We start from the raw sequence: 25,398 nt of genomic DNA on the forward strand, positions 1-25,398 counted from the left end.
TGCGCTGCTTCACGAGCCGCACCTGCGTTCCTTGGACGGTCGCCGTGACCGAGTCCCTGAACCCCCATGTCGGCCCTGGCACGACTCGGTGTCCTTCCCCGCCGCGCACCCCGAACTCACCGGACCGTCTCCTGGTGCGTCACGCGGATCTTGGACTGGCCGTGCGGGAGTTCCTCCCAGTCGTCCATGAAGCGGGCGCGCAGGCCGTGCTTCTCGGCCAGGGCCACGAGGGTTCCGACGCGGTAGTAGAAGTCCTCCCGGAGCACGTGGTGTTCCTCGCCCTCGGTGCGGTCGAAGGTGAAGTCGAACCAGCCGCCCGGGGCGAGCACCCGGCCGACGTGGGCCAGGCACTCCTCGATCACCGGCAGCGGCGAGTGCGAGAAGACGCTGTGCGCGTGGACGACGTCGAAGTGGGCGTCCGGCAGGAAGTGCAAGGTCAGGTCGCGGACCGGGGTCAGGGTCGGCAGCCGCTTCTGGAGGTCCATCGCCACCAGGGTGTCCTGCGCGGCGAAGAGGATGTCCGGCGAGATGTCGATCCCGTAGTAGTGGCCCGGCTCCAGATGGCGGATGAAGCGCCATCCGCCGCGCAGGTTGCCGCAGCCGATCTCCAGCATGCGGTGCCCGGGACGCAGACCGTGGCCGAGCAGGTAGTCGAACTGCATCGCCCCGAGCGCCAGCCAGCGCTCCCGGTTGCGGCTGCCGACGGCCGCGTCCGGGTCGGCGCGGGTGTCGGAGCGCATCACGGCTCGGTAGTAGGAGATGTGGTCCGGGTGCCGGTGGCGCAGCCACAGGTCGCGGGCGGCGCGGGCCACGTGCCGGGGCACGCGGTCGGGGTGGCGCAGTGCGTAGCCGACGCGGTGGCCGAGGGCGGCACGGTTCGCGGTGAGGTTCCTGGCGGGCATCCTGGGCCTTTCGGAGGGGGTCGGTGTGCTGCCAAGCCTCGGTGCGGCGACCGGGTGTCCCGATCGGCCGGCAGGCTCTCGCCCGGGGGAGGTTCGGGCGAGGGCCATGTCAGCCGATCGGTTGATGCGGTGCCGCGTCCGGCACGCTAGACACGGAGCATGGACCACACCGATCCGGACGAGCGCTGGCTGGGCGCGGTCGTGCACGGCGCGTTCTTCCTGCTCCTCGCCTCGTCGTTCGCCCGCTTCCTGAGCCGCGACCAGGGCGGGGCGCGCACCGGCTGGGTGGTGGCGCTGTTCGCCTTCTTCTGTCTGCTGTACGTCCTCGGACACCTGCTGGCGCCGCCGCCGCGCCCGGGGCTGCCGCCCACCCGGCGTCATCTGGTGTGGCTGGGCTCGGCCACCGCCGTCTGGGTCGTCCTGCTCGTGCTCGCGCCGAGCGCCACCTGGTGCGTGATGCCCCTGCTCTTCGCGGGACTGCACGCACTGCCGCCGAGGATCGCGGTGCCGGCGGCTGCCGTGCTCACCGCGCTGGTCGTGCTCTCGGAGATACGGGTGGCCGACGGACCGCTCAACCCGAACATGGTCGTGGCCCCGCCGGCCGTCGCCGCGGTCGCCACCGCCGTACTCGTCCATCTGCAACGGCAGGGCGCCCGGCAGCGGGTGCTGATCGAGGACCTGGTGCGCACCCGGCACGAACTGGCCGCCACCGAGCGGCGGGCCGGGGTGCTGGCGGAGCGGCAGCGGCTGTCCGCGGAGATCCACGACACCCTCGCGCAGGGCCTGTCCAGCCAGCGGATGCTGCTCCAGGCCGCCGAGCGGGTGTGGGGGGCCGATCAGGGCGCGGCGCGGGAACATGTCCGGGCGGCGGCGGAGATCACCTCGCGCAGCCTCGCCGAGGCCCGGCGTTTCGTGCACGACCTGGCGCCCGCCGACCTCGCGGAGCGGTCCCTCGCCGAGGCCCTCGGCGAGCTCGCCCGGCGGGAGAGCGGTCCGGGGCTGGCCGTGGAGTTCCGGCTGGACGGGGAGCCGGGGCCGCTGCCGGAGCGGGTCGCGGCGGCGCTGCTGCGCATCGCCCAGGGCGCCCTGGCCAACGTGCGGGAGCACGCGGCGGCGACCCGGGCCGCGCTCACGCTGACATGGCTGGACGACCAGGTCTCGCTGGACGTCGCCGACAACGGGCGGGGATTCGAGGGGGCCGGGACCCCGGGGGCCGAGGGGTCGACGCGGGGGCACGGCCTGCCCGCCATGCGGATCCGGGCCCGCCAGGCCGGCGGCGCGCTCACCGTGGAGTCCACGCCGGGAGAGGGCACCGTGGTGTCGGCCGCCGTTCCGCTCGTCGTCAAGGAGCCCGCCCTGTGAGTACGGTGCCGTCGGCCTCCCCCGTCCGGCTGCTGCTCTGCGACGACCATGCCGTCGTCCGCGCCGGGCTGCGGGCCCTGCTCTCCAGCGCGGACGGCATCGACGTGGTCGGGGAGGCCGCGACCGGTGAGGAGGCGCTCGCCATGGCGGCCCACCTCGACCCCGACGTCGTCCTGATGGATCTGCAACTCGACGGGGGCATGGACGGGGTGACGGCCACCCGGCGGCTGACCGGCCGAGGCGACGGGGGCCCGCGCGTGCTGGTGCTCACCATGTTCGACACCGACGCCGACATCACCCGCGCCATCGAGGCGGGCGCCACCGGTTATCTCCTCAAGGCGGAACAGCCGGAGGAGTTGTTCTCGGCCATCCGTGACGCGGCGTCGGGCCGCGGGACGCTGTCCGCCCCGGTGGCCGACCGGCTGCTGACCCGGCTGCGCAGCCCGCGCCCCGCCCTGTCCGCCCGCGAGCACGAGATCCTCGCCCAACTCGCCCGTGGCCTCGGCAATCGGGAGATCGCCCGGGCCCTGTTCATCAGCGAGGCGACGGTCAAGACCCATCTGGGAAGGATCTACGGCAAGTTGGGCGTCGAGACCCGGGCGGGCGCGGTCGCCGTCGCCAAGGAACGGCGGCTGTTGCCGTGACCGGCTGCGGGAACCGGGGACGGGATCCGAGGCCGGGAACCGAGGGCGTCCGATCCGCACTCTTCCGTTACGGCAGACACCCTTGACAGCATGCGTACTGTTTGGCGACGTTTGATCCTTGCCGACACTTCGATCGGCGGGACGCGGACGCCGCGTCGTGGGGGGAATTGGGGGGAACGATCGCCCATGCGATCCAAGAGCAGTGACACGGACATAACGATCCACAGACCCGAAGAGCTCGCCGCCTCGCTCCGCACGGCCTGGCACCGGGCGATGGACGAGTCGCCCGACTACGCCAACCCGTTCCTGGCGCCGGAGTTCGCGGCCGGGATCGGCAGACACCGCGCCGGCGCCGCCCGGGTGGCGGTCCTGCACCAGCGCGGCGAGGCCGTGGGCTTCCTCCCGTACGAACGCGGTCCCTTCGGCGTCGGCCGGGCCATCGGCCTCGGACTGTCCGACTGCCAGGGCCTCGTGCACCGCCCCGGCGTCACCTGGGACACCCGGGCGCTGCTGAAGGCCTGCCGGCTCTCGGTGTTCGAGTTCGACCACCTCGTCGAGGAGCAGAAGCCCTTCGCCCCGTACGTCACGGGGACGTTCCCCTCCCCGGTGATCGATCTGAAGGTCGGCAGCGACAGTTACCCGGAGTGGCTGCGCGGGGCGTACCCGGGGCTGGCCAAGACGACCCTCAAGAAGGAGCGCCGGCTCACGCGTGACCTGGGGGAGATGCGGTTCGTGTTCGACGAGCGCGACCCGGGGCCGCTGCGCACGCTGATGCAGTGGAAGTCCGCCCAGTACCGCAGGACGGGCCGGATGGACCGGTTCGCGCGGCCCTGGATCGTGCAGCTGGTGGAGGACCTCTTCCAGATCCGCGAGGAGCACTTCACCGGCCTCCTGTCGGTGCTGTACGCCGGTGACCGGCCGGTGGCAGCCCACTTCGGGCCGACCTCCCGCACGGTCTTCGCCCCGTGGTTCACCGCGTACGACCCCGAACTGCGCTACTACTCCCCCGGCCTGATCATGCATCTGCGGATGGCCGAGGCGGCGGGCCGGCGCGGGGCGCGGCTGATGGACATGGGGCGCGGCGACAAGGAGTGGAAGGACTGGCTCAAGACCCGTGAGCTGCGTGTGGCGGAAGGATTCGCCACCCGCCCCCATCCGGTCGCCACGGCGCACCGCCTGTGGCGCCGGCCGGTGCGGGGGCTGCGCAACACGGTCAACGCCCACCCGGCTCTGCGCGAGCCCGCCGACCGCCTCCTGAAGACCGTCGGCACGCTGCGCACCTCCAGTCACCGCTCGGACTCCGACAGCGCGGGACCGCTGGCGAGCTGACGAGCCCGCCGACCCGTTTCCACAGGGGGCGCGCCCGTGCGCCCTTGTCCCTGGCCGTTTTCCGGCCCGTCGACACAAGGGGTGCCGATGCCGTACGGCTCGCGGCTGGCCGCGACGATGACCCGGCGACTTGGACGCGAGTGCGTCTACACGCCCTCGGCCCGACTGGCCCTGTACCTGGCGCTCAGGCGCTGGTGCCGGCCGGGCGCGCGGGTGCTCATGTCACCGGTGAACGACGACGTGATCCTGTTCGTGGTCCTCGCGGCCGGTCTGCGCCCCGTGCAGGCGCCCGTGTCCGTGTGGGACGGCAACATCGACCCGGCCGCGGTGCCGGAGTCCACCTGGCGGAACGTGGACGCGGTCCTGACCACCAATCTGTACGGCGTGCCCGACCGGGTTCTCGAACTGCAGCGGCGTTGCGCACAGTTGGGCATCCCGTTGTTCGAGGACGCGGCGCACGCGATCGGCAGCCATGTGGACGGGCAGCCGGTGGGGACCTTCGGCAAGGCGGCGGCGTTCAGCCTGTCCAAGCATGTGGCGGGGATGGCGGGCGGCTTCCTCGCCGTCGAGGACGCGCGCACCCGCCGCGAGCTGGAGCTGCTGCGGGACGATCTGCTGACCCCCGGCCGGCTGCGCGAGGACCTGACCACGACCCTGCGTCCGCTGGCCCGGTCCGCCGTCCGCTCGCTCCACCTGGTCCGCCCGGTGTGGCGGACGATGGAGCGCCTCGGGCTGATGGAGCGCGACGCGTTCCGGATGGCCCTGCACGCGCCGCGGCTCGCCGCCTCGGGCCGCGAGGCGCCGAGCCTGACCGCGTACGAGCGGTGGGTCCGCGTCGATCTGCACGGCTACCGCTCCCGGCACGGCTCGCTGGTCTGCGGCCAGCTGGCGCTGCGGCTGGCCCGGCTCGACGAGGACCTCACCCGGCGCCGGGCCGGGGTCGCCCTGCTGGCGGGCACACCGTGGGCCTCACCGGCCCTGCGCGACCGTACGGCGCACGACGGTCCCCTCCCCCTCTTCCGGGTGCCGCTCCTCGTCGAGGACCGCGATGCCCTGGTTCAGCGGCTGGTGCGGCACGACGTGGTCTGCGGCTACATCTACGACCCCCCGCTGGACGACTACGCGGGCGCGGAGTTCGTCGAGCCCTCCCCCGACCCGGCCCCCGCCCGCTGGTTCGCCGCGCACACGCTCCCCGCCGATCCGCTCCTGGCCCGCCGGATCGTGGCCGCGTTCACCAAGGAACGCGTGGCCGACGCGCACCCCTCGCTGCTGCGGCCGGTCCCGGACGCCACACCGCCCCGGCTGCTGGGGCAGTGAGCTCCGCCACCCCGACGATCGATCAAAACATCAGGGGGTTAGCATATGAGCGCCGCCTAGCTCGAAAGAGAATTCTGTGACTGTCAAGGACGACTCGTTCACCGACTGGAAGAACCGCGAGGAGATCGCGGAATCGATGATCCCGATGATCGGGAGGCTGCACCGGGAGCGCGACGTAACGATTCTTCTGCACAGCCGTTCCCTCGTGAACAAGTCGGTGGTCAGCATCCTGAAGACCCACCGGTTCGCCCGGCAGATCGCCGGTGAGGAGCTCTCCGTCACCGACACCCTGCCCTTCGTCCAGGCCCTCACCACGCTGGACCTCGGCCCCGCGCAGATCGACATCGGCCGGCTGGCCGAGATCTACAAGACCGACGACCGCGGTCTGTCGGTGGCCGAGTTCACCGCGGAGGCCGTGGCCGGAGCGACGGGCGGCAACAAGATCGACCGCCGTGAGCCGCGGGACGTCGTCCTCTACGGCTTCGGCCGCATCGGCCGCCTGGTGGCCCGGCTGCTGATCGAGAAGGCGGGCTCCGGCAACGGACTGCGGCTGCGCGCGATCGTCGTCCGGGGCGGCGGCGGGCGGGCCTCCGAGGATCTCGTCAAGCGGGCCTCGCTGCTGCGCCGGGACTCCATCCACGGCCAGTTCCAGGGCACGATCACCGTCGACGAGGCCGAGGGCGCGATCGTCGCCAACGGCAACACCATCAAGGTGATCTACGCGAACGACCCCTCCGAGGTCGACTACACGGCGTACGGCATCAAGAACGCCATCCTCATCGACAACACCGGCAAGTGGCGCGACCGCGAGGGCCTCTCGCAGCACCTGCGCCCCGGCATCGACAAGGTCGTGCTGACCGCGCCGGGCAAGGGCGACGTCCCCAACATCGTGCACGGCGTCAACCACGACACCATCAAGCCGGACGAGCAGATCCTGTCCTGCGCGTCCTGCACCACGAACGCGATCGTGCCGCCCCTGAAGGCGATGGCCGACGAGTACGGCGTGCTGCGCGGCCACGTGGAGACGGTCCACTCCTTCACCAACGACCAGAACCTGCTGGACAACTACCACAAGGCCGACCGCCGGGGCCGCTCCGCGCCGCTCAACATGGTGATCACGGAGACGGGCGCCGCCTCCGCCGTCGCCAAGGCGCTGCCCGACCTCAAGGCCCCCATCACCGGCAGCTCGATCCGGGTGCCGGTGCCGGACGTCTCCATCGCGATCCTGAGCCTGCGCCTGGGCCGTGAGACCACCCGCGAGGAGGTCCTGGAGTACCTGCGTGACGTCTCCCTGACCTCCCCGCTCAAGCGCCAGATCGACTTCACGACGGCTCCGGACGCGGTCTCCATGGACTTCGTCGGCTCCCGCCACGCCTCGATCATCGACGCAGGCGCCACCAAGGTCGACGGCGACAACGCGATCCTCTACCTCTGGTACGACAACGAGTTCGGCTACTCGTGCCAGGTGGTGCGGGTCGTGCAGCACGTGACCGGGGTGGAGTACCCGACGTACCCGGCGGCGGTCTGATCCCGCGCCCGGCCTGATCCCGCCGCCCGGCCACGGCCGGGCCGGCCGGTCAGGGCCGGCGTTCCCGGTACAGGTCGCGCAGCAGGGCGATCTCGGCGCCGTGGTGCAGGACTTCCTGGTTGACCCACCACACGACGTCCAGGAACGGTTCCTCCGGGTCGCTGCCGTGCGGATAGGTGCAGTGGCCGACGGTGTCGAGGTCGGTGTCGTCGGTGTTCCGCAGGGCCGTGCGCCAGGCCTGTGCGGACGCGTCGAAGGCGGCGATCGCGTCGGCGGCGGTGCCGCTGACGCGGTAGTCGTCGCGGGTGAGGGCGTGGGTGCCCGCCGTGTGGTCGGCGCGCAGGAGCAGCATCTCGCTGAGGTGGCTCAGGCGCCACGCGAGGGTCGTGAACGGCGGCGGGACGGGGTGCGGGTGGGGCGCCGCGTCCCGGCCCCAGTCGCCGGTGCCGGCCAGGAACGTGGCCCGCGCGCCCGGCCCCTCCGAACGCCGCCGCACCGACCAGCAGTCCGGCACCGGCTCCCACAGGTACTCGTCGTCGGTCATCGGGCCGACCGGGGTCCGCGAGCCGTCGCCGCTGTCCATGACCGGCCCGGCGAGGCGACCGGCCAGGCGCTCGCAGGACCAGTCGAACTGGTCGAGCAGCGGCGTGATTCGAGGTCCTGCGGTCATCGGTGCTCCCCTGGGTCGTCCGACCCGCCAGGCTGGCACGGCGAGACCGGGTCTCGCTTCTCCTTTTCCCGGGGCCTAGTGGCCCCGGAACGCCTCCTCCAGCCACCACGCCCCGCGGTCGCGCACCACCTTCGCGTCGATCAGCAGGGGCGCCGACCGCGGCCCGGCGACCCAGTCCTCGACGGCCTTGAGATCCGTCCGGGTCCGCACGGTCACCGCCTCGAAGCCGTAGCCGCGGGCCACGGCCGCGATGTCGGTCGGCGGGAACTCGACCGTGTCGAGCGGGTGTCCGTCGGGACCGAAGTGGTGCACCTCCGCGCCGTAGGCGTCGTCGTTGTACACGACGACCACCATGGGCAGCCCCAGCCGCCGTACGGTGTCGAGGTCGGCGGCGCCCATCAGCGCGCCGCCGTCGCCGAGCGCGGCCACCGGCAGCCGGTCCGGGCGGGCCAGGGCGGCGCCGATCGTGGTGGCCAGGCCCAGGCCGATCGACTGGTAGGCCTGGGTGAAGCAGAAGCCGTCCTGGTCGGGCACCGACAGGAACATGCTCGGGTGGCCCATGAAGTTGCCGGAGTCGACGCCGACGACCCGCTCGGCGGGCAGGATGTCGTCGAGCGCGATGCTCAGCGTGACGGGGTCGATCCGGTCGCGAGTGCTCGTGTCCTCGTAGGGCACGTCACGCCAGCGCCCCCGGGTGGCGAGGGCTTCGGCGATCTCGGGGGTGCGCAGGCCCTCCCGCCTCCCGCCGAAGGCCTCCAGCGCCTGCCGCGCGGTGAGTTCGACATCGCCGGTGACGCCGAGGTGCAGCTCCCGGTGTGCGCCGAGCGCCGACGGGTCGTCGTCGACCTGCACCACGCTCGTGTCGGCGCCGACCAGCGTTCCGTGCCGCATGGTCCACATGTTCAGGGCGCAGCCCCAGCCGACGATCACGTCGGCGCCGCCGATGAGTTCGGCCGCCACCGGGGTGGCGAAGCCTCCGGACACGTCGAGGGACCAGGGGTTGTCGTGGAAGAGCCCACGGGCCACCGCCGAGGTCGCCGGCAGCGCGCCGCAGCGCTCGGCGAGTGCTTCGAGGGCGTCCCGGGCGGCGGGTGAGCGGGCTCCGCGACCGGCCACGAAGACGGGCCGCCGAGCCTGCTCCAACACCCTTACCAGGGCTGCCACTTCGGATCCGGTCGGCACGACCGCCGGTCGCCGCGGGGGTGGCGACGCCTGCGCGAGGGCACCGTCGGGGACGTCCGACTCCTGGACGTCCAAGGGGAGGTTGAGGACGACCGTGCACCGCTCGTGCAGGGCGCGCCGCACCGCCTCACAGGACTGTCCTACGGCGTCCTCGGCCGAGGTGATCCGCATCGGCACCGCGCCCACGGCTCGGGCGAGGGCCTCCTGGTCGACGTAGAAGTTGGAGGTCGGCCGGGTCACCTCGGCGGCGAGCACGAGGAGCGGTGTCCGGCTCTTGGCGGCCTCGGTGATTCCCGTCATCGCGTTGGTGAGGCCGGGCCCCTGGTGGACGCTGACGGCGGCCACCGTGCCGCGCACGCGCGCGTAGGCGTCGGCCATCGTCGCGGCGCCGCCCTCGTGGCGGGCGGCGACGAACCGGGCCCCGGCGGCGACCAGGGCGTTGGTCAGGTGGAAGTTGCCGGATCCGACGACCCCGAAGACCTGCTCGATCCCGGCCGCGTGCAGGGCCCGCCCGACGGCTTCCGCGACCTTCACGACCGCTCCACCAGCGCCAGCACGCGCGCGGGCGAGCCGGAGCCCGCGACGATGGGCAACGGTCCCGCGATCACGACCGCGCCGGTCGCGGGCAGTTCGGCCAGGTTCCGCAACTGGGTGAGGCCGTACTTGTCGCTGCCCATCAGACAGGAGTGGCAGGGGAAGGCCGGCTCGAAGGAGTGTCCGCGTCCGGCGTCCGTGCCGACCGTCTCGACGCCGAGGCCGATCACGGGTGACTCCTCGGCCACCCAGCGGGCGCACTCCGGGGAGAGGCCCGGGGTGTGCGGGCCGTTCTCGTCGGCGTTCAGGAAGGCCTCCTGGGAGTGCGAGCGGGCGTCCCAGCCGGTGCGCAGGAGCAGCCAACCGCCCTCCGGAAGTGGTCCGTTGTGCTCCTCCCAGGCCTTGACGTGCGCCACCTCCACCAGGAAGTCGGGGTCCTTGGCCGTCTCGGCGGTGAAGTCCAGCACGGCGGCGGGGGCGATCAGACGGTGCGCCGGCACGGAGGCCACGTCGGCGAGGTCCTTCCCGGTCACCCAGTGGTTCGGGGCGTCGAAGTGGGTGCCGGTGTGCTCTCCGCTGCGGAAGTTGTTCCAGTACCAGGCCGGTCCGCGGTCGTCGTACCGGCTGATCTCCTCCAGCTCGAAGACCGCCGTCTGACCGAACTGCGGCGGCAGTTGGATCACCGGGGTCGCCGACGAGAGCGGCGAGGTGAGGTCGACGACCTCGATCGAACCTTCGCGCAGTGCCGACACCAGTGCGGTGAGGACGGACGGCTGCTCGTGCATGAGGGCCTCCTGAAACGCTCCGGGGCTGCCAGCATGTCACCGACCATCCATGTGAGGGGGCGCTGTGATCGGCAGACGTACGGGAACGGTGGTGGTGGCCGGTGTCCTGGGTCTGGCGGGCTGTGGTGTCGACGGCGGGGGCGGAGGAGACGGCGAGGCGAAGGGGCGGACCTCGGCGGCCGGCACACCGGCCGACCGGTCGCCGTCCGTCACGCCGTCGCCCTCGCCCTCGGCCTCGGTGGGTCCCTCTGCCGTGCCCGTCACCGGTCCCGATCAGAAGCCGGCGACCATGACGGTGACCGGGGGGTTCGCCGGTGTGCACCGGACCGTGATCCTGCGGGGCGACGGAACCGCCTACACCAGCGAGAAGGGGGAGCCCGTGGTGCGTTCCGTCGGCGCGGACCGGTTCAGGGAACTGCGCACTCTGCTGGGCGCCCCCGCCCTCGCCGAAGTCCCGTCGTTCACGAGGGACATGAGTGCGAGGGACCTGTTCCAGTACACGCTCACCTTCGGCGGTCGCACGGTCGTCACGGACCGCTCGGGCGACGAACCGGCCCTGGACCGGCTGATCGCCGCCCTGAGCGAGCTGCTGCCGCAGAACTAGGGGCGGGCCACCGCCCTGGCCCACTCGCCGAGGACGGGGACGCATTCCTCGGCGAAGTGCTCGTAGTCCGCGGCCGTGTTGTAGACGTGCGCGGACAGGCGCAGGTAGCCGATGCCGTCGAAGCTGGTGAAGGCGGCCTCGACGGCGAGTTCCCGGGCCACGCGGTCACGCAGCGCATCGGCCTCCAGGCGGGTGCGGCCAAGACCGTCGGGCAGCCGGACCAGGCGCATGCCGGGCACGGGCATGCCGACGTCGACGGCGCTGTCGACACCCGTGAGGCCGGCGAATGCGGCGCCGATCACCTGGGCGCCGTAGTCGGCCAGCCGGTCCATGTAGCGGCGGGCGGCGGGCCAGCCCCAGGTGTCGGCGACGAAGGCGAGGGCGGTCGGGGCGGCCAGATACGAGGTGGCGTCCAGCGTGCCCTGCTGGTCGAAGCGGTCGGGGAAGGGGTCGTGTGCGCCCCAGGAGTCGATGAGGGGGTGCAGCGCGTCGCGCAGGGGGCCGCGGGCGACCAGCGCGGCCGCACCTCGGGGCGCGCAGCCCCATTTGTGCAGGTTGCCGGTCCAGAAGTCGTACGTCGCCCCCGCGAGCGGCGACTCGACGAGGCCCGGTGCGTGCGCGCCGTCCACGAGCACCGGGATGCCGCGGCGCCGGGCCTCCGCGCCGATCCGCTCCACCGGCAGCCCGCGTGCCGTCGCCGAGGTGATCTGGTCCACGACCACGAGGTCGGTGTCCGCGCTCAGCGAGGCCACGACGGCCTCGCACGCCTCGTCCTCACCGGCGCCCAACGGGACGTGGGCTGTACGGACCCGCCCGCCCCAGCGGCGGGCCAGGCGTTCGGCGCCCATGGTGACGGCGCCGTAGCCGTGGTCGGTGACGACGATCTCGCCGCCGCGGCGCCGGGTGAGGGCCGCGTGGACCACGCTCGCTCCGGCGCTCGCGTTGGGCACCAGGGCGAGATCGCCCGGGTCGACGTGGAGGAAGGCGGCGAGTTCGAGACGGGCGGCGGCGATCCGCCCGGGCAGGGCGGGGAACCAGACCACCGGCGAGCGCTCCATCTCGGCACGCAGGGCCTGCTGCCGCGCCTGCGCCACCAGGGGCACCGCCCCGAACGACCCGTGGTTCAGGTGCCGCTGGGCGGGGTCCAGCGACCACGCCCGGGCGGCGGGCCGCCCGTCGGCCAGCAGCAGCGGGGCCGGCGCCACGGCCACCTCGGTCTCGCTCACGGAACTCCCCTCGTCGGAACTGTCCTGGACGTTCGCCCTCCAGAGGAAACACCACGGGCCCCGGATCAGTGGATCCGGGGCCCGTGGGGCGTGCTGTGCCGGTTCAGCCGAGGACGACGTCGGCGCTCGCGTGCGCGGAGACGCCCTTGGCCGAGACGAACGCGTCGAGGTCGGCGCAGACGGCGAGCGGCCCGGCCTCGACGTGGAGACCGGAGGCGGCCGCGACGGCCACGCCACCGGAGATGCTGTCGAGGTCCGCGTCGTGGATCTCGATGGTTTCGAAGCGGGGGGCGGAGTTCATGACGCGCGTTTCCTTTCGCGGAAGCAATGCCAAGGACGGCTCCCGGATCGAAGCATGCCCAGAGCATCACTGCCAGTCGCCCCGAGCGGGCCTGCGCGGTGGGCTTCACCGGCGTCGCAACCCGCTCACCGAACACGGCTGTTCCTTCACAGACTTCGCCGTCGCACCGACACGCAAAAGGCGTGCGACGGCACAACCACGGCCGCGTTTCACCTCCGCCTCGCCCCAGCGGTGAACGGTGTGCAGGTTCACCGGATTTTCGATGACGACGTGTCGGCAGGCGTCGCCCTCGCCATTCGAAAAACGTTTCACGTTCCGCGAGGGTAGACTTGCGTCGCCTGGTCGTACGGCCGCAACAGCGAGGGGGTGGAGGCCATTTCGGTTCGCCCCGCCCGTATCCAGGACGTCGCGGCCGCCGCCGGGGTCTCGGTCTCCACGGTGTCGAACGTCCTGAACCGGCCCGAGCGGGTCAACGCCCGCACCGCCGAGCGGGTCCGCGACGCGGTCGCCGCGCTCGACTACGTCCCGCACCCGGGAGCCGCCGGTCTGCGCACCGGCCACTCCTCGTCGATCGGTCTCGTGCTCCCGGACGTGGCCAACTCGTTCTACTCGCGCATCGCGCGCGGCGCCGCCGACGCCGCGTACGAACACGGCTACTCCCTCGTCCTGTGCGACAGCGGTGACGCGCCCGAGCGGGAGCAGGGCTACTTCACCATGCTGGTCGAACAGCGGGCCGTCGGCGCGGTGGTGGTCCCGCTCAGCGCCGACCCCACCCGGCTGTCGCGGCTGCGCGAGCGCGGTATCCCGCTCGTGCTGGCGGACCGCGCGATGCCCGCCCAGGAGGGCTGTTCGGTCTCCGTCGACGACATCGCCGGTGGCCGCATCGCCGTGCAGCACCTCCTGGACAGCGGAGCTCGCGACATCCTCGTCGTCAACGGCGAGCGCACCATCCGCCAGTGCGCCGACCGCTACCAGGGTGCCCGCCAGGCCGTGCGCACCCGGCGCGAGGCCCGCCTCGGCCAGGTCGTCGCCGACGGGATGACGGTGGCCCGGGGCAGCGAGATCGGCCGCACCCTCGACGAAATGCCGGACGGAGTGTTCTGCACCAACGACTTCCTCGCGGCGGGGCTGTGCCGGGCGCTGGGCGAGCGCGGCGTGAAGATCCCGGAGGACGTGCAGGTCGTCGGCTACGGCGACCTGGACATCGCGAGCTTCGTCGGCACGACCCTGACGACGGTCCGCCAGCCGGTGGAGGAGCTCGGCAGGGCGGCCGTCGAGATGCTCCTCGACGAGGTGGAGGCCCGCCCGGAACACGCTCACGAGGCAAGAGTGTTCGCGCCGGGGCTGGTTCTGCGGGACTCCACGCGGGCTTCCTCAGACGCGCCTTTCTAGCCGCACCGGCCCCAGCAGCCCGGACGGAAGCTGGGAGGGGAACGCCCACGCGGTCGGTGTGGCCTCGGCGAGATACGGGGCCAGTGTGTTGTGGACGGTCACCTCGAGCCGGACGGTACGCCCGGCGCTCCCGCGGAGTTCGAAGCGGTACGGCGCACAGAACGCCTCCCCGACGGGCTCCCCGTCGACGCACACCGCCACGCTGCCGCGCACCCGCCCCAGGTCCAGTACCGGGTCCGGTCCGGCCGGCACCTCCAGCGTCCGCGCATAGGTCACGCCTCCGCTCCAGCCTCCCAGTCCCAGCTCGCCCCACTCCCCCAGCGGCAAGGGTGCCGCGACCGTGCGCACCCGCACCGGTCCACGCCAGGCGGAACCGCCGCGCAGACAGGCAGTGGGGGCGGTGACGACTTCGCACTCCGTTGCGTCGGCGCAGGGTTGATCCAGCGTCAGTTCTGCTCCTTCCAGCGGCATTTCAGCGCCGTCGCCGATCCGCACCCGGGCGGGAAGCTCCAACGGAAGATCCAGCGATACGGTCCCCGCCGGCACGGTGAACCGGAAGCGCTGCTCGGCCTCCCGGACGTCATCGGTGGACCGCAGCGGCAGTGCGGCGGAACCGAGCACCGGGGCTCCGGCCAGCCACTCGGCCCCGGGCAGGGGATGCGGCCGTACCGCCGCAGCGCAGTGCTGCAACTCCCCCCAGCGGCCCTCGTGTTCGACGGTGAGCCCGCTCCACTGCCCGGTCCGTGCCTCCCAGCCCGGGCCACTGACCAGGGCGGTGGTGCCCGACACCAGGTCGACGAACACCGCGTCCCGGGCGTCGACGCTGTCGGCCACCACGTCCAGGACGTGATCACCGGCGCTCAGCGTCAGTTCGTGCCGGAAGAACATCGGTACCGCGCCCCAGTCGGACTCGTAGTACTCCACCTTCTCCTGCCGCGCCACGACGGCTCCGTCGAGCAGGACGGTCACGCCCACCGCGGCGCCCACGACGAGGACCGCCGCCGCACCCCGGTCCGGGGTGCCGATCCGGCCGCGGAAGGTCACGCCGCCGTCCGGTCGTACACCGTCGGGCAGGCGCATGAACAGCGGCCGCGGCGCGAACCCGCCCGGGCGGGACAGGCAGAACCAGCTGCCCAGCGGGGTGTCGGCGGCGCCCGAGATGGTCTGCGGCCGGTCCTGGGCGTCGGACAGCTCGTACTCCAGCACGTTGCGGGCCCGTTCGACCTCCACCCGGGCGGACGCCAGATATCCCCCGCCCGTCTCCAGCCGACTGCCGTTCCACCACAGGCGTTTGACCGCGGCCGCGCCGACGTGCAGGTCGGCGGGCCCGCGGTGGCCGGTCTCCACGACGGTCCTGACCCGGGCCACGGTCCCGCGCACGGGCACCGGGACCCGCACGAACTCCTCCGGAACCAGGCCCTTGTTGCCGAGCAGCCCGTCGGGGTCCGGGATGCCCCGACTCGACGAGTACAGCGAGAGACCCCAGTCATCGGGGGCCAACTCCTGCCGCCCGGAGAGGACTTGCTCGACCGCGGCACGGTCCAGGGGAGCCGGGGCCTGCGCGGAGGGGACGGGTGGCAGTACGCGGACGCGGTTGCCGTAGGTCGCCCGCGCCTGCCCCCAGGAGCCTTCGCTCTCGGTCCACCCCATGGTCCAGATCTGCGGTTCGGCGACGGACGCTCCGGCGGGCAGGGCCAGGTCGCCCCAGGTGTTGTCCATGGTGGGAGCGAGGCGGCCCTCCCAGCCGCTCGACAGATCGGTCACCTCCGTCGCTCCCGTCGGCTCCAGGGGCGGCGGGGGCACGGCGTCCGCCGCAGGGCCTTCGCGCCATACGACGAGGGCGGCGGGGGCGCCTTCCAGGGGCACCTCGATGGTGGAGACGCCGTCAGCGACCGTGACGCGGCCCGGGCGGCGGCTGCCGGTCGCCGGGTTCCAGATCTCGGCCTCGGCGACCGGGCCCCGCACGGTGACGGTCGAAGTGCGGGCGTAGCGGGCGGGGTCGATCTCGTGACGGCCCCGCGGCGGATGCGTCCGGGCGTCCGGGAACGCCCCGGTGACCAGCGCGACCGCCTCGTCGCCCTTCCTCCTGACGAGCAGCGGTACCTCCCCCGTGGCGTAGCCGGAGGCGTCGGCGACCGCTGCCGCACCGGCTTCGGCGTCGGCCACCCGTTCCAGGCGCGGGTGGTCGAGCAGCGCGGCCACGACGGAGTCGTCCCCGGACAGGCCCGCGGCGTGTTCCGGCGGTCGGCCCACGACCACGACCCGTCCACCGGCGTCGAGGAGTTCGGCCAGTCGGCGGGCCGTCTCGTGCTCCAGGACGCTCGCCGAGGGCAGCAGGACCGCCGTGTACGCGAGGTCCCGGATGCGCAGGGTGCCGTCGCCGGCCTTGGCGCCCTGGACCGAGGCGTCGTCGATGACGTCGAAGGACACGCGACGGCGGTCGAGGGCGCCGACGGCGGGTTCGAGCCAGTTGTTGGTTCCGCACAGCTCCAGGTAGTGGCGCTGGGTCTCGTCCACGTCGGCGTGCGCCTCGCCGAGGCGGCCGTCGCCGAAGTGCTGGACGGGGGCGTCGAGGGGGATCAGGGACTGCATCGTCGCGGTGGGGTGCAGGACCGCCACGTCGGCGCTGTAGGTGCCCCAGGACAGGATCGAGCAGATCCGGGCGACGGCCCGGGAGAACGCCGGGTACTGCCGCCAGTAGGGCTGGCGCCAGTCGGTGGACGGGGGCGCCCACTCGAACCAGCCGCCCGCGGTGCCGAAATAGCTGGCGTGCGGGTTGTAGAGGTTGGCGCCGCTGCGCAGGAACGGCAGCAGCCAGTCGTAGGTCTCCTCCAGGGTGCCGCCCCAGCCGGAGGAGTGGAACGACTCGATCCAGACACGCTCGTGGCCGTGGAGGTGGGCCATGGAGGAGTGCACCTTGGCGTCGCCGTGGTGGTCGCTGCCTGCGGCGCTGTACCAGCGGTGGGTGCGGAAGTAGTCCGTGTAGAGCTGCGTCGACTGGGCCGGGAACCCGGAGCGGGCCGGGTGGCTCTGGTCGCAGCCCAGGAGCAGGCCGCGCTCCTCGTGCCAGGCGGCGAGCGGGCGGAAGAGGGCCTCTTCGGTGAGTTCCGCTCGGACGGCGTAGTAGTCGGCGCGGATCTTGCGGTCCCGCGAGGTGTCTCCCGTGAAGAGGGCCGGGAGGTGGTCGAGGAGATCGTAGCCGCGCCGGGTCCGGAACTCCTCGGGGAAGCGGCCGGTCCAGGAGTTGGTGGCGGGCAGCTCGTCCTGGAAGCCGCCGGCGATGACGTTGCCCAGGTACTCGGGCACGCGACGGTCGTACTCGTGGTGGATGGCGTCGAACAGGAGACCGACGGACTCGGGGTTCAGGTAGTCGAAGGCCGTGGGGACGGCGGTGACCAGGCGTACCTCGGCGCCGTCGGGGGCCTCGATCGCCGGGCCGGCGACCGGGAGGCGGACGCCCGTTCGGTCGTACGCGCCCAGCAGTGTTTCCGTGCCCTTGAGCGCGACGGTGCCGCCGGAGACGACAGCCCGGCGCGAGCGCAGGGCGCGGCCCGCCGATCCGGGGTGCCGGCGGGTGATGCCGCCCTGGACGTTGGCGCCGGAGAAGCCGATCTGGTCGTAGAACCACAGGCGCGTGCCCAGGTCCCCGGCGAGCTCGCAGGCGTCCTCGAAGCGGGCCCACCACTCCTCGCCGAACCACACCGGGTCGTCGGTACGGGCGCCGAAGGTCGGGCCCGCCGGGGCCAGGTTGATCACCACGAGGTTGTGGACGCCACCGTCCGCGAACCGGCGCAGTTGCCAGGCCAGACGGTCCCGGGTGACTTTCGCGCCGGACCACCACCACAGCGGGGTGGGGCCGAAGTCGCGGGGCGGGTTGTCGAACAGCTGTCGCAGGGCTGGAGAGATCACGGATGGGTCCTTCCGAGTACGGCCCGGACACTCTCACGGATCAAAAACGTTTTACGTCAGCCTCACCGTAGGACAGTCCCAGGGCACCCACCAGAGCTGCGGGGCCGTCAGGTCGGTTCCACGGATGGCCGCATGACGTCTTGTTGGAACGTTTTTACGCTCCTATAGTCGCTGGACATCGGCCGAGAACAGCGACGTCCCCCTCCGCTCGGACCCACTCTCCCCAGACGGAGCCGCATCATGGCCCGAACCTCGCCTGCCCCGAACCAGCCGGAACCGCCCATCGAGAAGCGCCTGTGGAAGGTCGCGACCCTCTCCGGCATGGCGTCCTACCTCGATGCCGCGCTCATCGTGAGCATCGGCGTCAACCTGGCCATCTACCGCGACGCCTACGACATGGGCGTCTGGATGGCCGGTGCGATCAGCGCGATCGTCACCATCTGCATCGCCGTCGGCTCCCTGGTCGGCGGACGGCTCGCCGACGTGTTCGGGCGACGCCGCCTCTACAACCTGGACATCCTCTGCTACGCCCTCGGGGCGGTCGTCATCACCCTGGCGCCCGACGACATCACCCTTCTGGTGGGTGTCCTGCTCGCCGGTCTCGCGGCCGGCGCCGACCTGCCGACCTCCCTGGCCGTGGTCTCGGACGCCTCCCCCGACCACGCGCGGGGACGGCTCATCGCGTTCACGCAGGTCATGTGGATGCTGGGCATCATCGTCGTGGTCTTCGTCGGCTTCGCGCTGTCGGACACCGGCATGATCGGCGCTCGTCTCATCACCGGCCATCTGGCGGTCGCCGCGCTGGTCACCTGGCATCTGCGGTCCCGGCTGGAACTGGCCACCGGACCGGATCCGGCACAGGACGAGGTCCCGGCGCGCAAGCCGGCCGAGCAGGGGGTCGCGCTCAAGAACGTCTGGACCCGTGCCGCCCTGGTGCCCATGCTCGCCACCTTCGCCTTCTACGTCACCTGGGGCCTGGGCGCCAACACCATGGGCCAGTTCACGACGTATCTGCTGGTCACGGTCAGCGGTGCCTCGCAGAGCGTGGCCACCGGCATCAACCTGGCCTGTCTCCCGATCGGTCTGCTGCTGACGCTCGCCTTCGTCCGGATCGCCGACGGCCCGCGCCGCGACCGGATGTTCTACGTCGCCACGCTCGTGCAGATCGCGGCTTTCGCGATCGGCACGCTGACCCTGGGTGCCATCGTCGGCTTCCTCGTCTTCTACGTCCTCTACCAGCTGTCGTATCCCTTCGCGGGCGAGGCGAACTACAAGGTGTGGTCGCAGCTGACCCTGCCCGCGGACACCCGGGGCACCACGCAGGGGATCACCTACGCCGTCTCCCGCGGGGTCTTCGCGGGCGTCGCGTTCGTGACGCCCGCGCTCCTCGACCGGAGCCCCAGCCTGCTGCTCTGGGTGATCACCGGATGCATGGCGCTGTCGGCCCTCGCGGGTCTGTACATCGTGCGCGTCCTCATTCCGCGCGCGTCCCCGGTCGCCGCCGCACCGGCGGACGTCAAGGTCGCGCGGGCCTGAACCGAACCCCGAAGGAGCGCCGACCATGGCGACGACCGAATCCACCACGACCCGTGCCGGTGAACGGGAAGCCGCCCTGGGCGAGTTGCTCCCGCCCGTGCCCCGCCGCCGGCCGCGGATCGGACTGGTCTCCGGCGGGCTCGGCACCTACTGGCCGCAGTTCCCGGGACTGCTGCCCCAGTTGAAGGAGTCGGCCGCCTATGTCGCCGAGCGGCTTGGCCGGTTGGACGCGGAGGTGACGGACGCCGGGTTCGTCTCCGACGCCCAGGAGGGCGCGGCCGCCGCCGAGCGGCTGCGCCGGGCCGACTGCGATCTGATCGTGCTGTTCCTGACGACCTATCTGACCTCGTCGATGGTGCTGCCGATCGCGCAGCGCACCCACACCCCGGTGCTGGTCGTCGACCTCCAGCCGTCCGAGCGCATGGACCACGCCTCCTTCGACACCGGCGACTGGCTGGCGTACTGCTCGCAGTGCTCCGTGCCGGAGGTCGGCAACGTCTTCCGCCGGGCCGGCATCCCCTTCCGGTCGGTGTCGGGCTGGCTGCGACAGGAGTCGGCGTGGCGGCGCGTGGAGCGGTGGGTGCGGGCCGCACACGTCCGGGCCGCGCTCCGGCATGCCCGGCACGGACTGATGGGGCACGTGTACCCCGGCATGCTCGACGTGCAGACCGATCCGACGCTGCTGTCGGCGACGTTCGGCTCGCATGTCGAGGTGCTGGAGTTCGACGATCTGCGGCACCGGGTGGAGAAGGTGACCGGTGCGGAGACCCGGGAGCGGGTGGAGCTCGCCCGGGAGATCTTCACCGTCGACGAGAGTGTGGTGGACGAGGACTTCGCGTGGGGGGCGACCGTGTCGGTGGCCCTCGACCGGCTGGTGGAGGACTTCGGGCTCGACACCCTCGCCTACTACCACCGGGGCCTCGACGGGGAGCAGCACGAGCGGCTCGGCGCCGGCATGATCCTGGGCGCCTCGCTGCTCACGGCCCGCGGGGTGCCCTCGGCCGGCGAGTACGAACTGCGCACCAGTCTCGCCCAGTTGGCCTCGCAGAGTGTCGGTGCCGGGGGCTCCTTCACGGAGATCCAGGCGCTGAACTTCAAGGACGGGGTGGTGGAGATGGGCCACGACGGGCCCGCCCACCTCGCGCTCAGCGCCCGGGATCCGCTGCTGCGGGGGCTGGGCGTGTACCACGGCAAGCGTGGCTGGGGCGTCAGCGTGGAGTTCGATGTACGGCAGGGGCCCGTCACCCTGCTCGGCCTGGGTCAGGACGCCGACGGCAGCCTGTCGTTCATCACATCGGAGGGCACGGTCGTCCCGGGGCCGCTGCTGGAGATCGGCAACACGACCAGCCGGGTCGACTTCGGCCGGGATCCCGGCGAGTGGGTCGACGCGTGGAGCGCCACCGGGGTCGGGCATCACTGGTCGCTGGCGGTGGGGCATCACGGCGCCGATTTCGGGGCGGCGGCGAGTCTGCTGGGGATCGACCACCGGGAGGTCTAGCGGGGGTCCGGCGGGGCGGTCCGGCCGCGGTCAGGGGGCCTGTGCCGCCCGCACCCGCGCCAGGACGTCCCGGATCATCTCCGCGCTGATCATGAAGTGTTCCCTCGCGATCTCCTCGGCGTGCTCCGGCTCACCCGCCGCGACGGCCTCGTAGAGCGCGGTGTGCCCGTGACCGGCCCTTTCATGGTGGGACCGCTCGCCCCTGCCCCAGGGCTCGACCGGGAAGCCCAGGCTGATGCGGGTCAGCAGGTCCCGGCTGAGCTGGGCGATCTGAGGATTGTGGGTGGCCTCGCAGATCGCCCGGTGGAACGCGCTGTCGGCGGCCTGCTCCTCGCGGGGCGTGCTCGCGGAAAGGTGCGCGGACAGAGCCTCGCGCATCGGCTCCAGGTCCTCGGGCCTGCGGCGCCGGGCCGCCGTCGCGGCCACCATGCCCTCCACCAGTCCGCGCAGGTCGAAGAGCTGCTCGAACTCCTCCCAGCGGGGCAGCAGCGTACGGCGGACCGCGGCGCCGGTGGACTCGGTCCAGCTGTCGCGGACGAACGCTCCGCCGTTGCGGCCCCGGCGGCTCTCCACGACCCCCAGGGCCTGGAGGCGGGCCACGGCCTCGCGCACGGTGGGGCGGCTGACGCGCAGCAGTCCGGTCAGGTCGCGTTCGGCGGGCAGCCGTTCGCCGGGCAGGAAGTCGCCGACGGCGATGGCGGTGAGCAGCCGGTCGGTCACCTCGTCGACCGCCGAGGCGACCTTGACCGGGCGCAGCGAGGCCGTCGGGCCGTCGCCGAGGAGCACACGGTCGAGGACGCGCGAGAACTCGTCACCGGGTTCGGGTGCGGATGTCAGTTGTCCTCCTGCGAGTCGCCGTTTCTGTAAACGAACACGGGCTGTGTGAACCCGTCGTTACGTCTTTCCCTGCCCCAGCTAAAAGGTCTTGTGGACTGACCTTTTAGCGCCCCAGTATCTCATCCATCCGTCACACCCAACTATTTTCAGACAGCGGTCGGCTGGTTTGCGACCGGTCTGGGAGGCTCCCCGTGGCGATCCCCGAACCGAACCACACCGGAACCGTCGACTTCGACGGCCATTCCACCTGGTACCGGATCACGGGCGAACCGGGCAGGACACCCCTGGTGGTCCTGCACGGCGGGCCCGGCGCCGGTCACCACTACACGCTCAGCATCGCGGGCATCTCCCGGCAGGGCCGTCCCGTGATCCACTACGACCAGCTCGGCACCGGGTCCTCCACCCATCTGCCCGGCAAGGGCGCCGACTTCTGGACCGTCCAGCTCTTCCTCGACGAACTGGACAACCTGCTCAAGGAGTTGGGCATCGCCGACGGTTACCACATCCTCGGCCAGTCCTGGGGCGGCATGCTCGCCGCCGAGCACGCGGTACGGCGCCCCGCCGGGCTGCGCGGACTGGTCATCGCCAACTCCCCCGCCTCCATGGGGCTGTGGCTGGAGGCGGCCGCCGAGCTGCGCGCCGGGCTCCCGCAGGAGGTCCAGCACACCCTGCACGCCCACGAGGCGGCCGGGACCACGGACCACCCCGACTACCGGGCGGCCGAACAGGTCTTCAACGAACGACATGTGTGCCGCCTGACACCCAACCCGCCCGAGGTGCAGGCCACCTGGGACAACATCGCGGCCGATCCGACCGTGTACCACACGATGAACGGCCCGAACGAGTTCCATGTCGTCGGCACCCTCAAGGACTGGTCCGTCATCGACCGGCTGCACCTGATCGAGGTGCCGACCCTGCTGGTGTCCGGGCGCTTCGACGAGGCGACTCCCGAGACCGTCCGCCCCTTCGCCGACCACATCCCCGATGTGCGCTGGCACATGTTCGAGCACTCGAGCCACATGCCGCACGTCGAGGAGGAGGACCTCTACCTCCGGATCGTCGGCGAGTTCCTCGACTCCACCGACTGATACGGGAGTTGTCCGCCATGTCCCGCACCACGAGACGGGGTGCGCTCGCCGCCGCCACCGTCGCCCTCACCCTCACCGTCGCCGCCTGTTCGTCCTCCTCCGACTCGGGTTCCTCCTCCGCCCCGAGCTCGTCCGGCTCCGGTTCCTCCGCCTTCCAGGCCCAGCACCGGGGAGGCACGCTCAAGCTCGTCGCCCACGCGGCCGCGGGCAGCTTCGACCCGCAGGTCAACTACACCCTCCAGTACTGGCAGTTGTTCCAGTCGATGTACGACGGGCTGCTCGCCTTCAAGAAGGTGGACGGCCAGGAGTCCTTCACCGTCGTCCCGGACCTGGCGACCGCCATGCCGAAGGTGACCAACGGCGGCAAGACGTACACCTTCACGCTCCGCAAGGGCATCACCTTCTCCAACGGCAAGCCGCTGACCACGGACGACGTGGTGGCGTCCTTCCAGCGCATCTTCAAGGTCTCCAGCCCCACCGCGGGCACCTTCTACAACGGCATCGTCGGCGCCGACGCCTGTCTGAAGACGCCGGCCACGTGCACCCTCGCCAAGGGTGTGACCGGTGACCCGAAGACCGACACGGTCACCGTCAACCTGACGGCCCCGGACCCCGAGTTCGAGTACAAGCTGGCCGTCCCGCACGCCGTCGTCGTACCGAAGGACTCACCGACGAAGGACGCCGGGACCAAGCCGCTGCCGTCGACCGGCCCCTACACGGCGGCCTCGTACGACCCCAACCGGGCACTGAAGCTGGTGCGCAACCCGCACTTCAAGGAGTGGTCGCGGGAGGCGGAGCCGCAGGGCTACCCGGATGTGATCGACTACACCTTCGGGCAGACGGTCGAGTCCGAGGTCACCGCCGTGGAGAACGGGCAGGCGGACTGGATGTTCGACGCCCCGCCCGCCGACCGGCTGGGCGAGATCGGCACCAAGTACGCCTCCCAGGCGCATGTGAACCCGCTGACGGCGTTCTGGTACGCGACGCTCAACGTCAACATGGCTCCTTTCAACAACAAGCTGGCGCGGCAGGCGATCAACTGGGCCGTCGACCGGTCCGCCGTGGTACGGCTGTACGGCGGCACCAACCTCGCCTCTCCCGCCTGCACGATCCTGCCGCCCGGCTTCCCCGGCCACGTCGACTCCTGCGACTACACCAAGGGCGGCGGTACGACCTGGAAGGCGGCGGACCTCGCCAAGGCCAAGGCGCTGGTCAAGCAGTCCGGTACGGCCGGCCAGGAGGTCGGGATCGTCACGCAGGACGACGACGTCAACAAGTCGATCGGGCAGTACCTGCAGAGCCTGCTCACCCAGCTCGGCTACAAGGCGACGCTCAAGCCGCTGTCGGGGAACATCCAGTTCACCTACATCCAGAACACCAAGAACAAGGTGCAGCTGGCCCTGACGTCCTGGTACCAGGACTATCCCGCGGCCTCCGACTTCCTCAACGTGCTGCTTTCCTGCGCGAGTTACCACCCCGGCAGCGACTCCAGCATCAACATCTCCGGGTTCTGCGACAAGGGGATCGACGCCAGGATGCAGGCGGCGATCAAGACCTCGGAGACCGACCAGGCGGGCGCGGACAAGCAGTGGGCCGCCATCGACCAGCAGATCATGGGCGAGTCCCCGGTCGTCCCGCTGATCAACCCGAAGATGATCGACTTCACGTCGACGCGGGTCGGCAACTACCGGTTCAGCAAGCAGTTCTACATGCTGGTCGGGCAGCTGTGGGTGAAGTGACCCTCGCCCCGTCGGCAGGGGCCCGGCGCTCGCCGGGCCCCTGGCGGACCGCCGCCGGTGACCTGCTGCGCAACAAGTCGGCCCTGACCGCGGCAGCGGTCCTGCTCCTCGTCGTCCTGGCGAGCCTGTGCGCCCCGCTGTACGCGGACCACATCGCCCACAGCGACCCGTTCCAGTCCCATGTCTCCGGCACCACGGTCGTGGACGGAAGGACGGTGCCGGTGCTCACCCCGAGCAGCACCGGCCTCGGCCTCGGGGTCACCCCGATCGGCCCGACCTGGGACCCCGCCCACTACTTCCTCGGCGCCGACAACCAGGGACGCGATGTCATGGCGCGGCTGCTGTACGGCGGCCGTACGAGCCTGTTCATCGGGGTCACGGCGGCACTGCTCACGTGCGTCCTCGGTACGGCCGTGGGGGTCGTCGCCGGGTACGCGGGCGGAGTCGTGGACGCCGTCATCTCCCGGATCCTGGACGTCGTCTGGGCGTTCCCGGTGTATCTGCTGGCCATCTGCCTGTCGGTGGTGCTGCTCACCGACGGCCTCCGACTCGGACCCGTCACCGTCGACGCGGGAAGTCTCTGGCTGCCCGTCACCATCATCGCGGCGATCTATGTCCCGTACATCGCACGGCCGTTGCGCGGTCAGGTGCTGGTGCTGCGGAACAAGGAGTACATCCAGGCGGCCGTGGGCTCGGGCGCACCCACCTCGCGGATCCTGCGCCGGGAGGTCCTCCCCAACGTGGTGCCGACGGCGATCGTGTTCGTCCCGCTGATGACCGCGCTCGCGATGCTCACCGAGTCCGCGCTGTCCTTCCTGTCCGTCGGCGTCCAGCCCCCCGACGCCAGTTGGGGCACGATCATCGAGGACGGCCTGGGGCTCCTCTACACCCGGCCCGCCGTGACGATCGCGCCCGGCCTGCTGATCGCGCTGACGACGGCCGCGCTCAACGTCCTCGGCGACGGGGTGCGGGACGCGCTCGACCCGGGCGCCCGGCTGCGCGGAGGGGTGTGAGC

At 71.8% G+C, this 25,398-nt stretch carries 21 protein-coding genes; 12 read left to right on the forward strand and 9 right to left on the reverse strand.

Annotated features, from left to right (window positions below; all coding sequences use genetic code 11):
• Nucleotides 1-116: 116 nt before the first annotated feature.
• A complete protein-coding gene (locus tag IOD14_RS26805; RefSeq protein ID WP_212671753.1) occupies nucleotides 117-902 on the reverse strand; it encodes a class I SAM-dependent methyltransferase in 786 nt (261 codons plus the stop codon).
• A gap of 159 nt (nucleotides 903-1,061) precedes the next feature.
• Here IOD14_RS26805 and IOD14_RS26810 point away from each other — a divergent pair, with 159 nt between their 5' ends.
• The 5 genes from IOD14_RS26810 (at nucleotide 1,062) to IOD14_RS26830 (ending at nucleotide 7,082) form a co-directional block, all read left to right on the forward strand.
• Nucleotides 1,062-2,264 (forward strand): sensor histidine kinase, encoded by a 1,203-nt coding sequence (locus tag IOD14_RS26810; protein ID WP_212671754.1) that lies wholly within the window; start codon nucleotides 1,062-1,064, stop codon nucleotides 2,262-2,264.
• The gene (locus IOD14_RS26815; protein ID WP_123987374.1) at nucleotides 2,261-2,908 is read left to right on the forward strand and encodes a response regulator transcription factor; all 648 of its coding nucleotides are present in this window, start codon (nucleotides 2,261-2,263) and stop codon (nucleotides 2,906-2,908) included. The genes IOD14_RS26810 and IOD14_RS26815 overlap by 4 nt, the downstream gene beginning before the upstream one ends.
• A 186-nt stretch (nucleotides 2,909-3,094) precedes the next feature.
• On the forward strand, nucleotides 3,095-4,237 hold the full coding sequence (locus IOD14_RS26820) for a GNAT family N-acetyltransferase (RefSeq protein ID WP_123987375.1): 1,143 nt from the start codon (nucleotides 3,095-3,097) through the stop codon (nucleotides 4,235-4,237).
• Between the two features lie 87 nt (nucleotides 4,238-4,324).
• Nucleotides 4,325-5,554 carry a DegT/DnrJ/EryC1/StrS family aminotransferase gene (locus IOD14_RS26825; RefSeq protein WP_212671755.1) on the forward strand — a complete coding sequence of 410 codons (1,230 nt, stop codon included), beginning with the start codon at nucleotides 4,325-4,327 and terminating at the stop codon, nucleotides 5,552-5,554.
• A gap of 76 nt (nucleotides 5,555-5,630) precedes the next feature.
• The gene (locus tag IOD14_RS26830; RefSeq protein ID WP_212671756.1) at nucleotides 5,631-7,082 is read left to right on the forward strand and encodes a glyceraldehyde-3-phosphate dehydrogenase; all 1,452 of its coding nucleotides are present in this window, start codon (nucleotides 5,631-5,633) and stop codon (nucleotides 7,080-7,082) included.
• Between the two features lie 49 nt (nucleotides 7,083-7,131).
• On the opposite strand, the gene IOD14_RS26835 is transcribed toward IOD14_RS26830, so the two are convergent.
• The 3 genes from IOD14_RS26835 to IOD14_RS26845 all read right to left on the reverse strand — a co-directional run bounded on the left by IOD14_RS26835 (nucleotide 7,132) and on the right by IOD14_RS26845 (nucleotide 10,253).
• Entirely contained in the window at nucleotides 7,132-7,752 is a 621-nt protein-coding gene (locus IOD14_RS26835; protein WP_123987378.1) for a DinB family protein, read from the reverse strand.
• Nucleotides 7,753-7,827: 75 nt separating this feature from the next.
• Entirely contained in the window at nucleotides 7,828-9,468 is a 1,641-nt protein-coding gene (locus tag IOD14_RS26840) for a thiamine pyrophosphate-binding protein (protein WP_212671757.1), read from the reverse strand.
• Nucleotides 9,465-10,253: a cyclase family protein gene (locus IOD14_RS26845; RefSeq protein ID WP_212671758.1), complete on the reverse strand. Its 789-nt coding sequence runs from the start codon at nucleotides 10,251-10,253 to the stop codon at nucleotides 9,465-9,467. The genes IOD14_RS26840 and IOD14_RS26845 overlap by 4 nt, the downstream gene beginning before the upstream one ends.
• A gap of 64 nt (nucleotides 10,254-10,317) precedes the next feature.
• Here IOD14_RS26845 and IOD14_RS26850 point away from each other — a divergent pair, with 64 nt between their 5' ends.
• A complete protein-coding gene (locus tag IOD14_RS26850) occupies nucleotides 10,318-10,857 on the forward strand; it encodes a hypothetical protein (RefSeq protein ID WP_212671759.1) in 540 nt (179 codons plus the stop codon).
• Here IOD14_RS26850 and IOD14_RS26855 read toward each other — a convergent pair.
• The 3 genes from IOD14_RS26855 to IOD14_RS26865 all read right to left on the reverse strand — a co-directional run bounded on the left by IOD14_RS26855 (nucleotide 10,854) and on the right by IOD14_RS26865 (nucleotide 12,696).
• Nucleotides 10,854-12,083: an aminotransferase class V-fold PLP-dependent enzyme gene (locus tag IOD14_RS26855; RefSeq protein ID WP_212671760.1), complete on the reverse strand. Its 1,230-nt coding sequence runs from the start codon at nucleotides 12,081-12,083 to the stop codon at nucleotides 10,854-10,856. The genes IOD14_RS26850 and IOD14_RS26855 overlap by 4 nt on opposite strands.
• A 103-nt stretch (nucleotides 12,084-12,186) precedes the next feature.
• On the reverse strand, nucleotides 12,187-12,384 hold the full coding sequence (locus IOD14_RS26860) for a hypothetical protein (RefSeq protein ID WP_123987383.1): 198 nt from the start codon (nucleotides 12,382-12,384) through the stop codon (nucleotides 12,187-12,189).
• A gap of 105 nt (nucleotides 12,385-12,489) precedes the next feature.
• Nucleotides 12,490-12,696, reverse strand: a complete 207-nt coding sequence (locus tag IOD14_RS26865; RefSeq protein WP_212671761.1) for a hypothetical protein — start codon at nucleotides 12,694-12,696, stop codon at nucleotides 12,490-12,492.
• Between the two features lie 54 nt (nucleotides 12,697-12,750).
• Here IOD14_RS26865 and IOD14_RS26870 point away from each other — a divergent pair, with 54 nt between their 5' ends.
• The gene (locus IOD14_RS26870; protein WP_123987384.1) at nucleotides 12,751-13,776 is read left to right on the forward strand and encodes a LacI family DNA-binding transcriptional regulator; all 1,026 of its coding nucleotides are present in this window, start codon (nucleotides 12,751-12,753) and stop codon (nucleotides 13,774-13,776) included.
• Here IOD14_RS26870 and IOD14_RS26875 read toward each other — a convergent pair.
• Nucleotides 13,759-17,685: a glycosyl hydrolase gene (locus IOD14_RS26875; protein WP_212671762.1), complete on the reverse strand. Its 3,927-nt coding sequence runs from the start codon at nucleotides 17,683-17,685 to the stop codon at nucleotides 13,759-13,761. The genes IOD14_RS26870 and IOD14_RS26875 overlap by 18 nt on opposite strands.
• Before the next feature lie 240 nt (nucleotides 17,686-17,925).
• On the opposite strand from IOD14_RS26875, the gene IOD14_RS26880 reads away from it, so the two are divergent.
• The gene (locus tag IOD14_RS26880) at nucleotides 17,926-19,221 is read left to right on the forward strand and encodes an MFS transporter (RefSeq protein ID WP_212671763.1); all 1,296 of its coding nucleotides are present in this window, start codon (nucleotides 17,926-17,928) and stop codon (nucleotides 19,219-19,221) included.
• Between the two features lie 25 nt (nucleotides 19,222-19,246).
• Complete coding sequence (locus IOD14_RS26885; protein WP_212671764.1) at nucleotides 19,247-20,719, forward strand: L-fucose/L-arabinose isomerase family protein; 1,473 nt, start codon at nucleotides 19,247-19,249, stop codon at nucleotides 20,717-20,719.
• 30 nt (nucleotides 20,720-20,749) lie between these two features.
• Here the strand turns inward: IOD14_RS26885 and IOD14_RS26890 are convergent, their stop codons facing one another.
• Nucleotides 20,750-21,505: an FCD domain-containing protein gene (locus tag IOD14_RS26890; RefSeq protein WP_123987388.1), complete on the reverse strand. Its 756-nt coding sequence runs from the start codon at nucleotides 21,503-21,505 to the stop codon at nucleotides 20,750-20,752.
• A gap of 242 nt (nucleotides 21,506-21,747) precedes the next feature.
• Here IOD14_RS26890 and IOD14_RS26895 point away from each other — a divergent pair, with 242 nt between their 5' ends.
• The 3 genes from IOD14_RS26895 to IOD14_RS26905 are packed head-to-tail and all read left to right on the forward strand — an operon-like array spanning nucleotide 21,748 to nucleotide 25,396.
• Nucleotides 21,748-22,644 (forward strand): proline iminopeptidase-family hydrolase, encoded by an 897-nt coding sequence (locus tag IOD14_RS26895; RefSeq protein ID WP_123987389.1) that lies wholly within the window; start codon nucleotides 21,748-21,750, stop codon nucleotides 22,642-22,644.
• Nucleotides 22,645-22,661: 17 nt separating this feature from the next.
• Nucleotides 22,662-24,383 (forward strand): ABC transporter substrate-binding protein, encoded by a 1,722-nt coding sequence (locus IOD14_RS26900; RefSeq protein WP_212671765.1) that lies wholly within the window; start codon nucleotides 22,662-22,664, stop codon nucleotides 24,381-24,383.
• The gene (locus IOD14_RS26905; protein WP_249126073.1) at nucleotides 24,371-25,396 is read left to right on the forward strand and encodes an ABC transporter permease; all 1,026 of its coding nucleotides are present in this window, start codon (nucleotides 24,371-24,373) and stop codon (nucleotides 25,394-25,396) included. Before IOD14_RS26900 ends, IOD14_RS26905 begins: the two co-directional genes overlap by 13 nt.
• The last annotated feature ends 2 nt before the right edge of the window (nucleotides 25,397-25,398 follow it).

This window comes from Streptomyces sp. A2-16, from assembly GCF_018128905.1.
Lineage (GTDB): Bacteria > Actinomycetota > Actinomycetes > Streptomycetales > Streptomycetaceae > Streptomyces.

Excerpts from the sequence above, each read along its gene's own strand:
- IOD14_RS26825 (WP_212671755.1), top strand. The coding sequence starts at position 4,325 with ATGCCGTACGGCTCGCGGCTGGCCGCGACGATGACCCGGCGACTTGGA.
- IOD14_RS26820 (WP_123987375.1), top strand. The coding sequence starts at position 3,095 with ATGCGATCCAAGAGCAGTGACACGGACATAACGATCCACAGACCCGAA.
- IOD14_RS26860 (WP_123987383.1), bottom strand. The coding sequence starts at position 12,384 with ATGAACTCCGCCCCCCGCTTCGAAACCATCGAGATCCACGACGCGGAC.
- IOD14_RS26900 (WP_212671765.1), top strand. The coding sequence starts at position 22,662 with ATGTCCCGCACCACGAGACGGGGTGCGCTCGCCGCCGCCACCGTCGCC.
- IOD14_RS26885 (WP_212671764.1), top strand. The coding sequence starts at position 19,247 with ATGGCGACGACCGAATCCACCACGACCCGTGCCGGTGAACGGGAAGCC.
- IOD14_RS26810 (WP_212671754.1), top strand. The coding sequence starts at position 1,062 with ATGGACCACACCGATCCGGACGAGCGCTGGCTGGGCGCGGTCGTGCAC.
- IOD14_RS26805 (WP_212671753.1), bottom strand. The coding sequence starts at position 902 with ATGCCCGCCAGGAACCTCACCGCGAACCGTGCCGCCCTCGGCCACCGC.
- IOD14_RS26880 (WP_212671763.1), top strand. The coding sequence starts at position 17,926 with ATGGCCCGAACCTCGCCTGCCCCGAACCAGCCGGAACCGCCCATCGAG.
- IOD14_RS26835 (WP_123987378.1), bottom strand. The coding sequence starts at position 7,752 with ATGACCGCAGGACCTCGAATCACGCCGCTGCTCGACCAGTTCGACTGG.
- IOD14_RS26845 (WP_212671758.1), bottom strand. The coding sequence starts at position 10,253 with ATGCACGAGCAGCCGTCCGTCCTCACCGCACTGGTGTCGGCACTGCGC.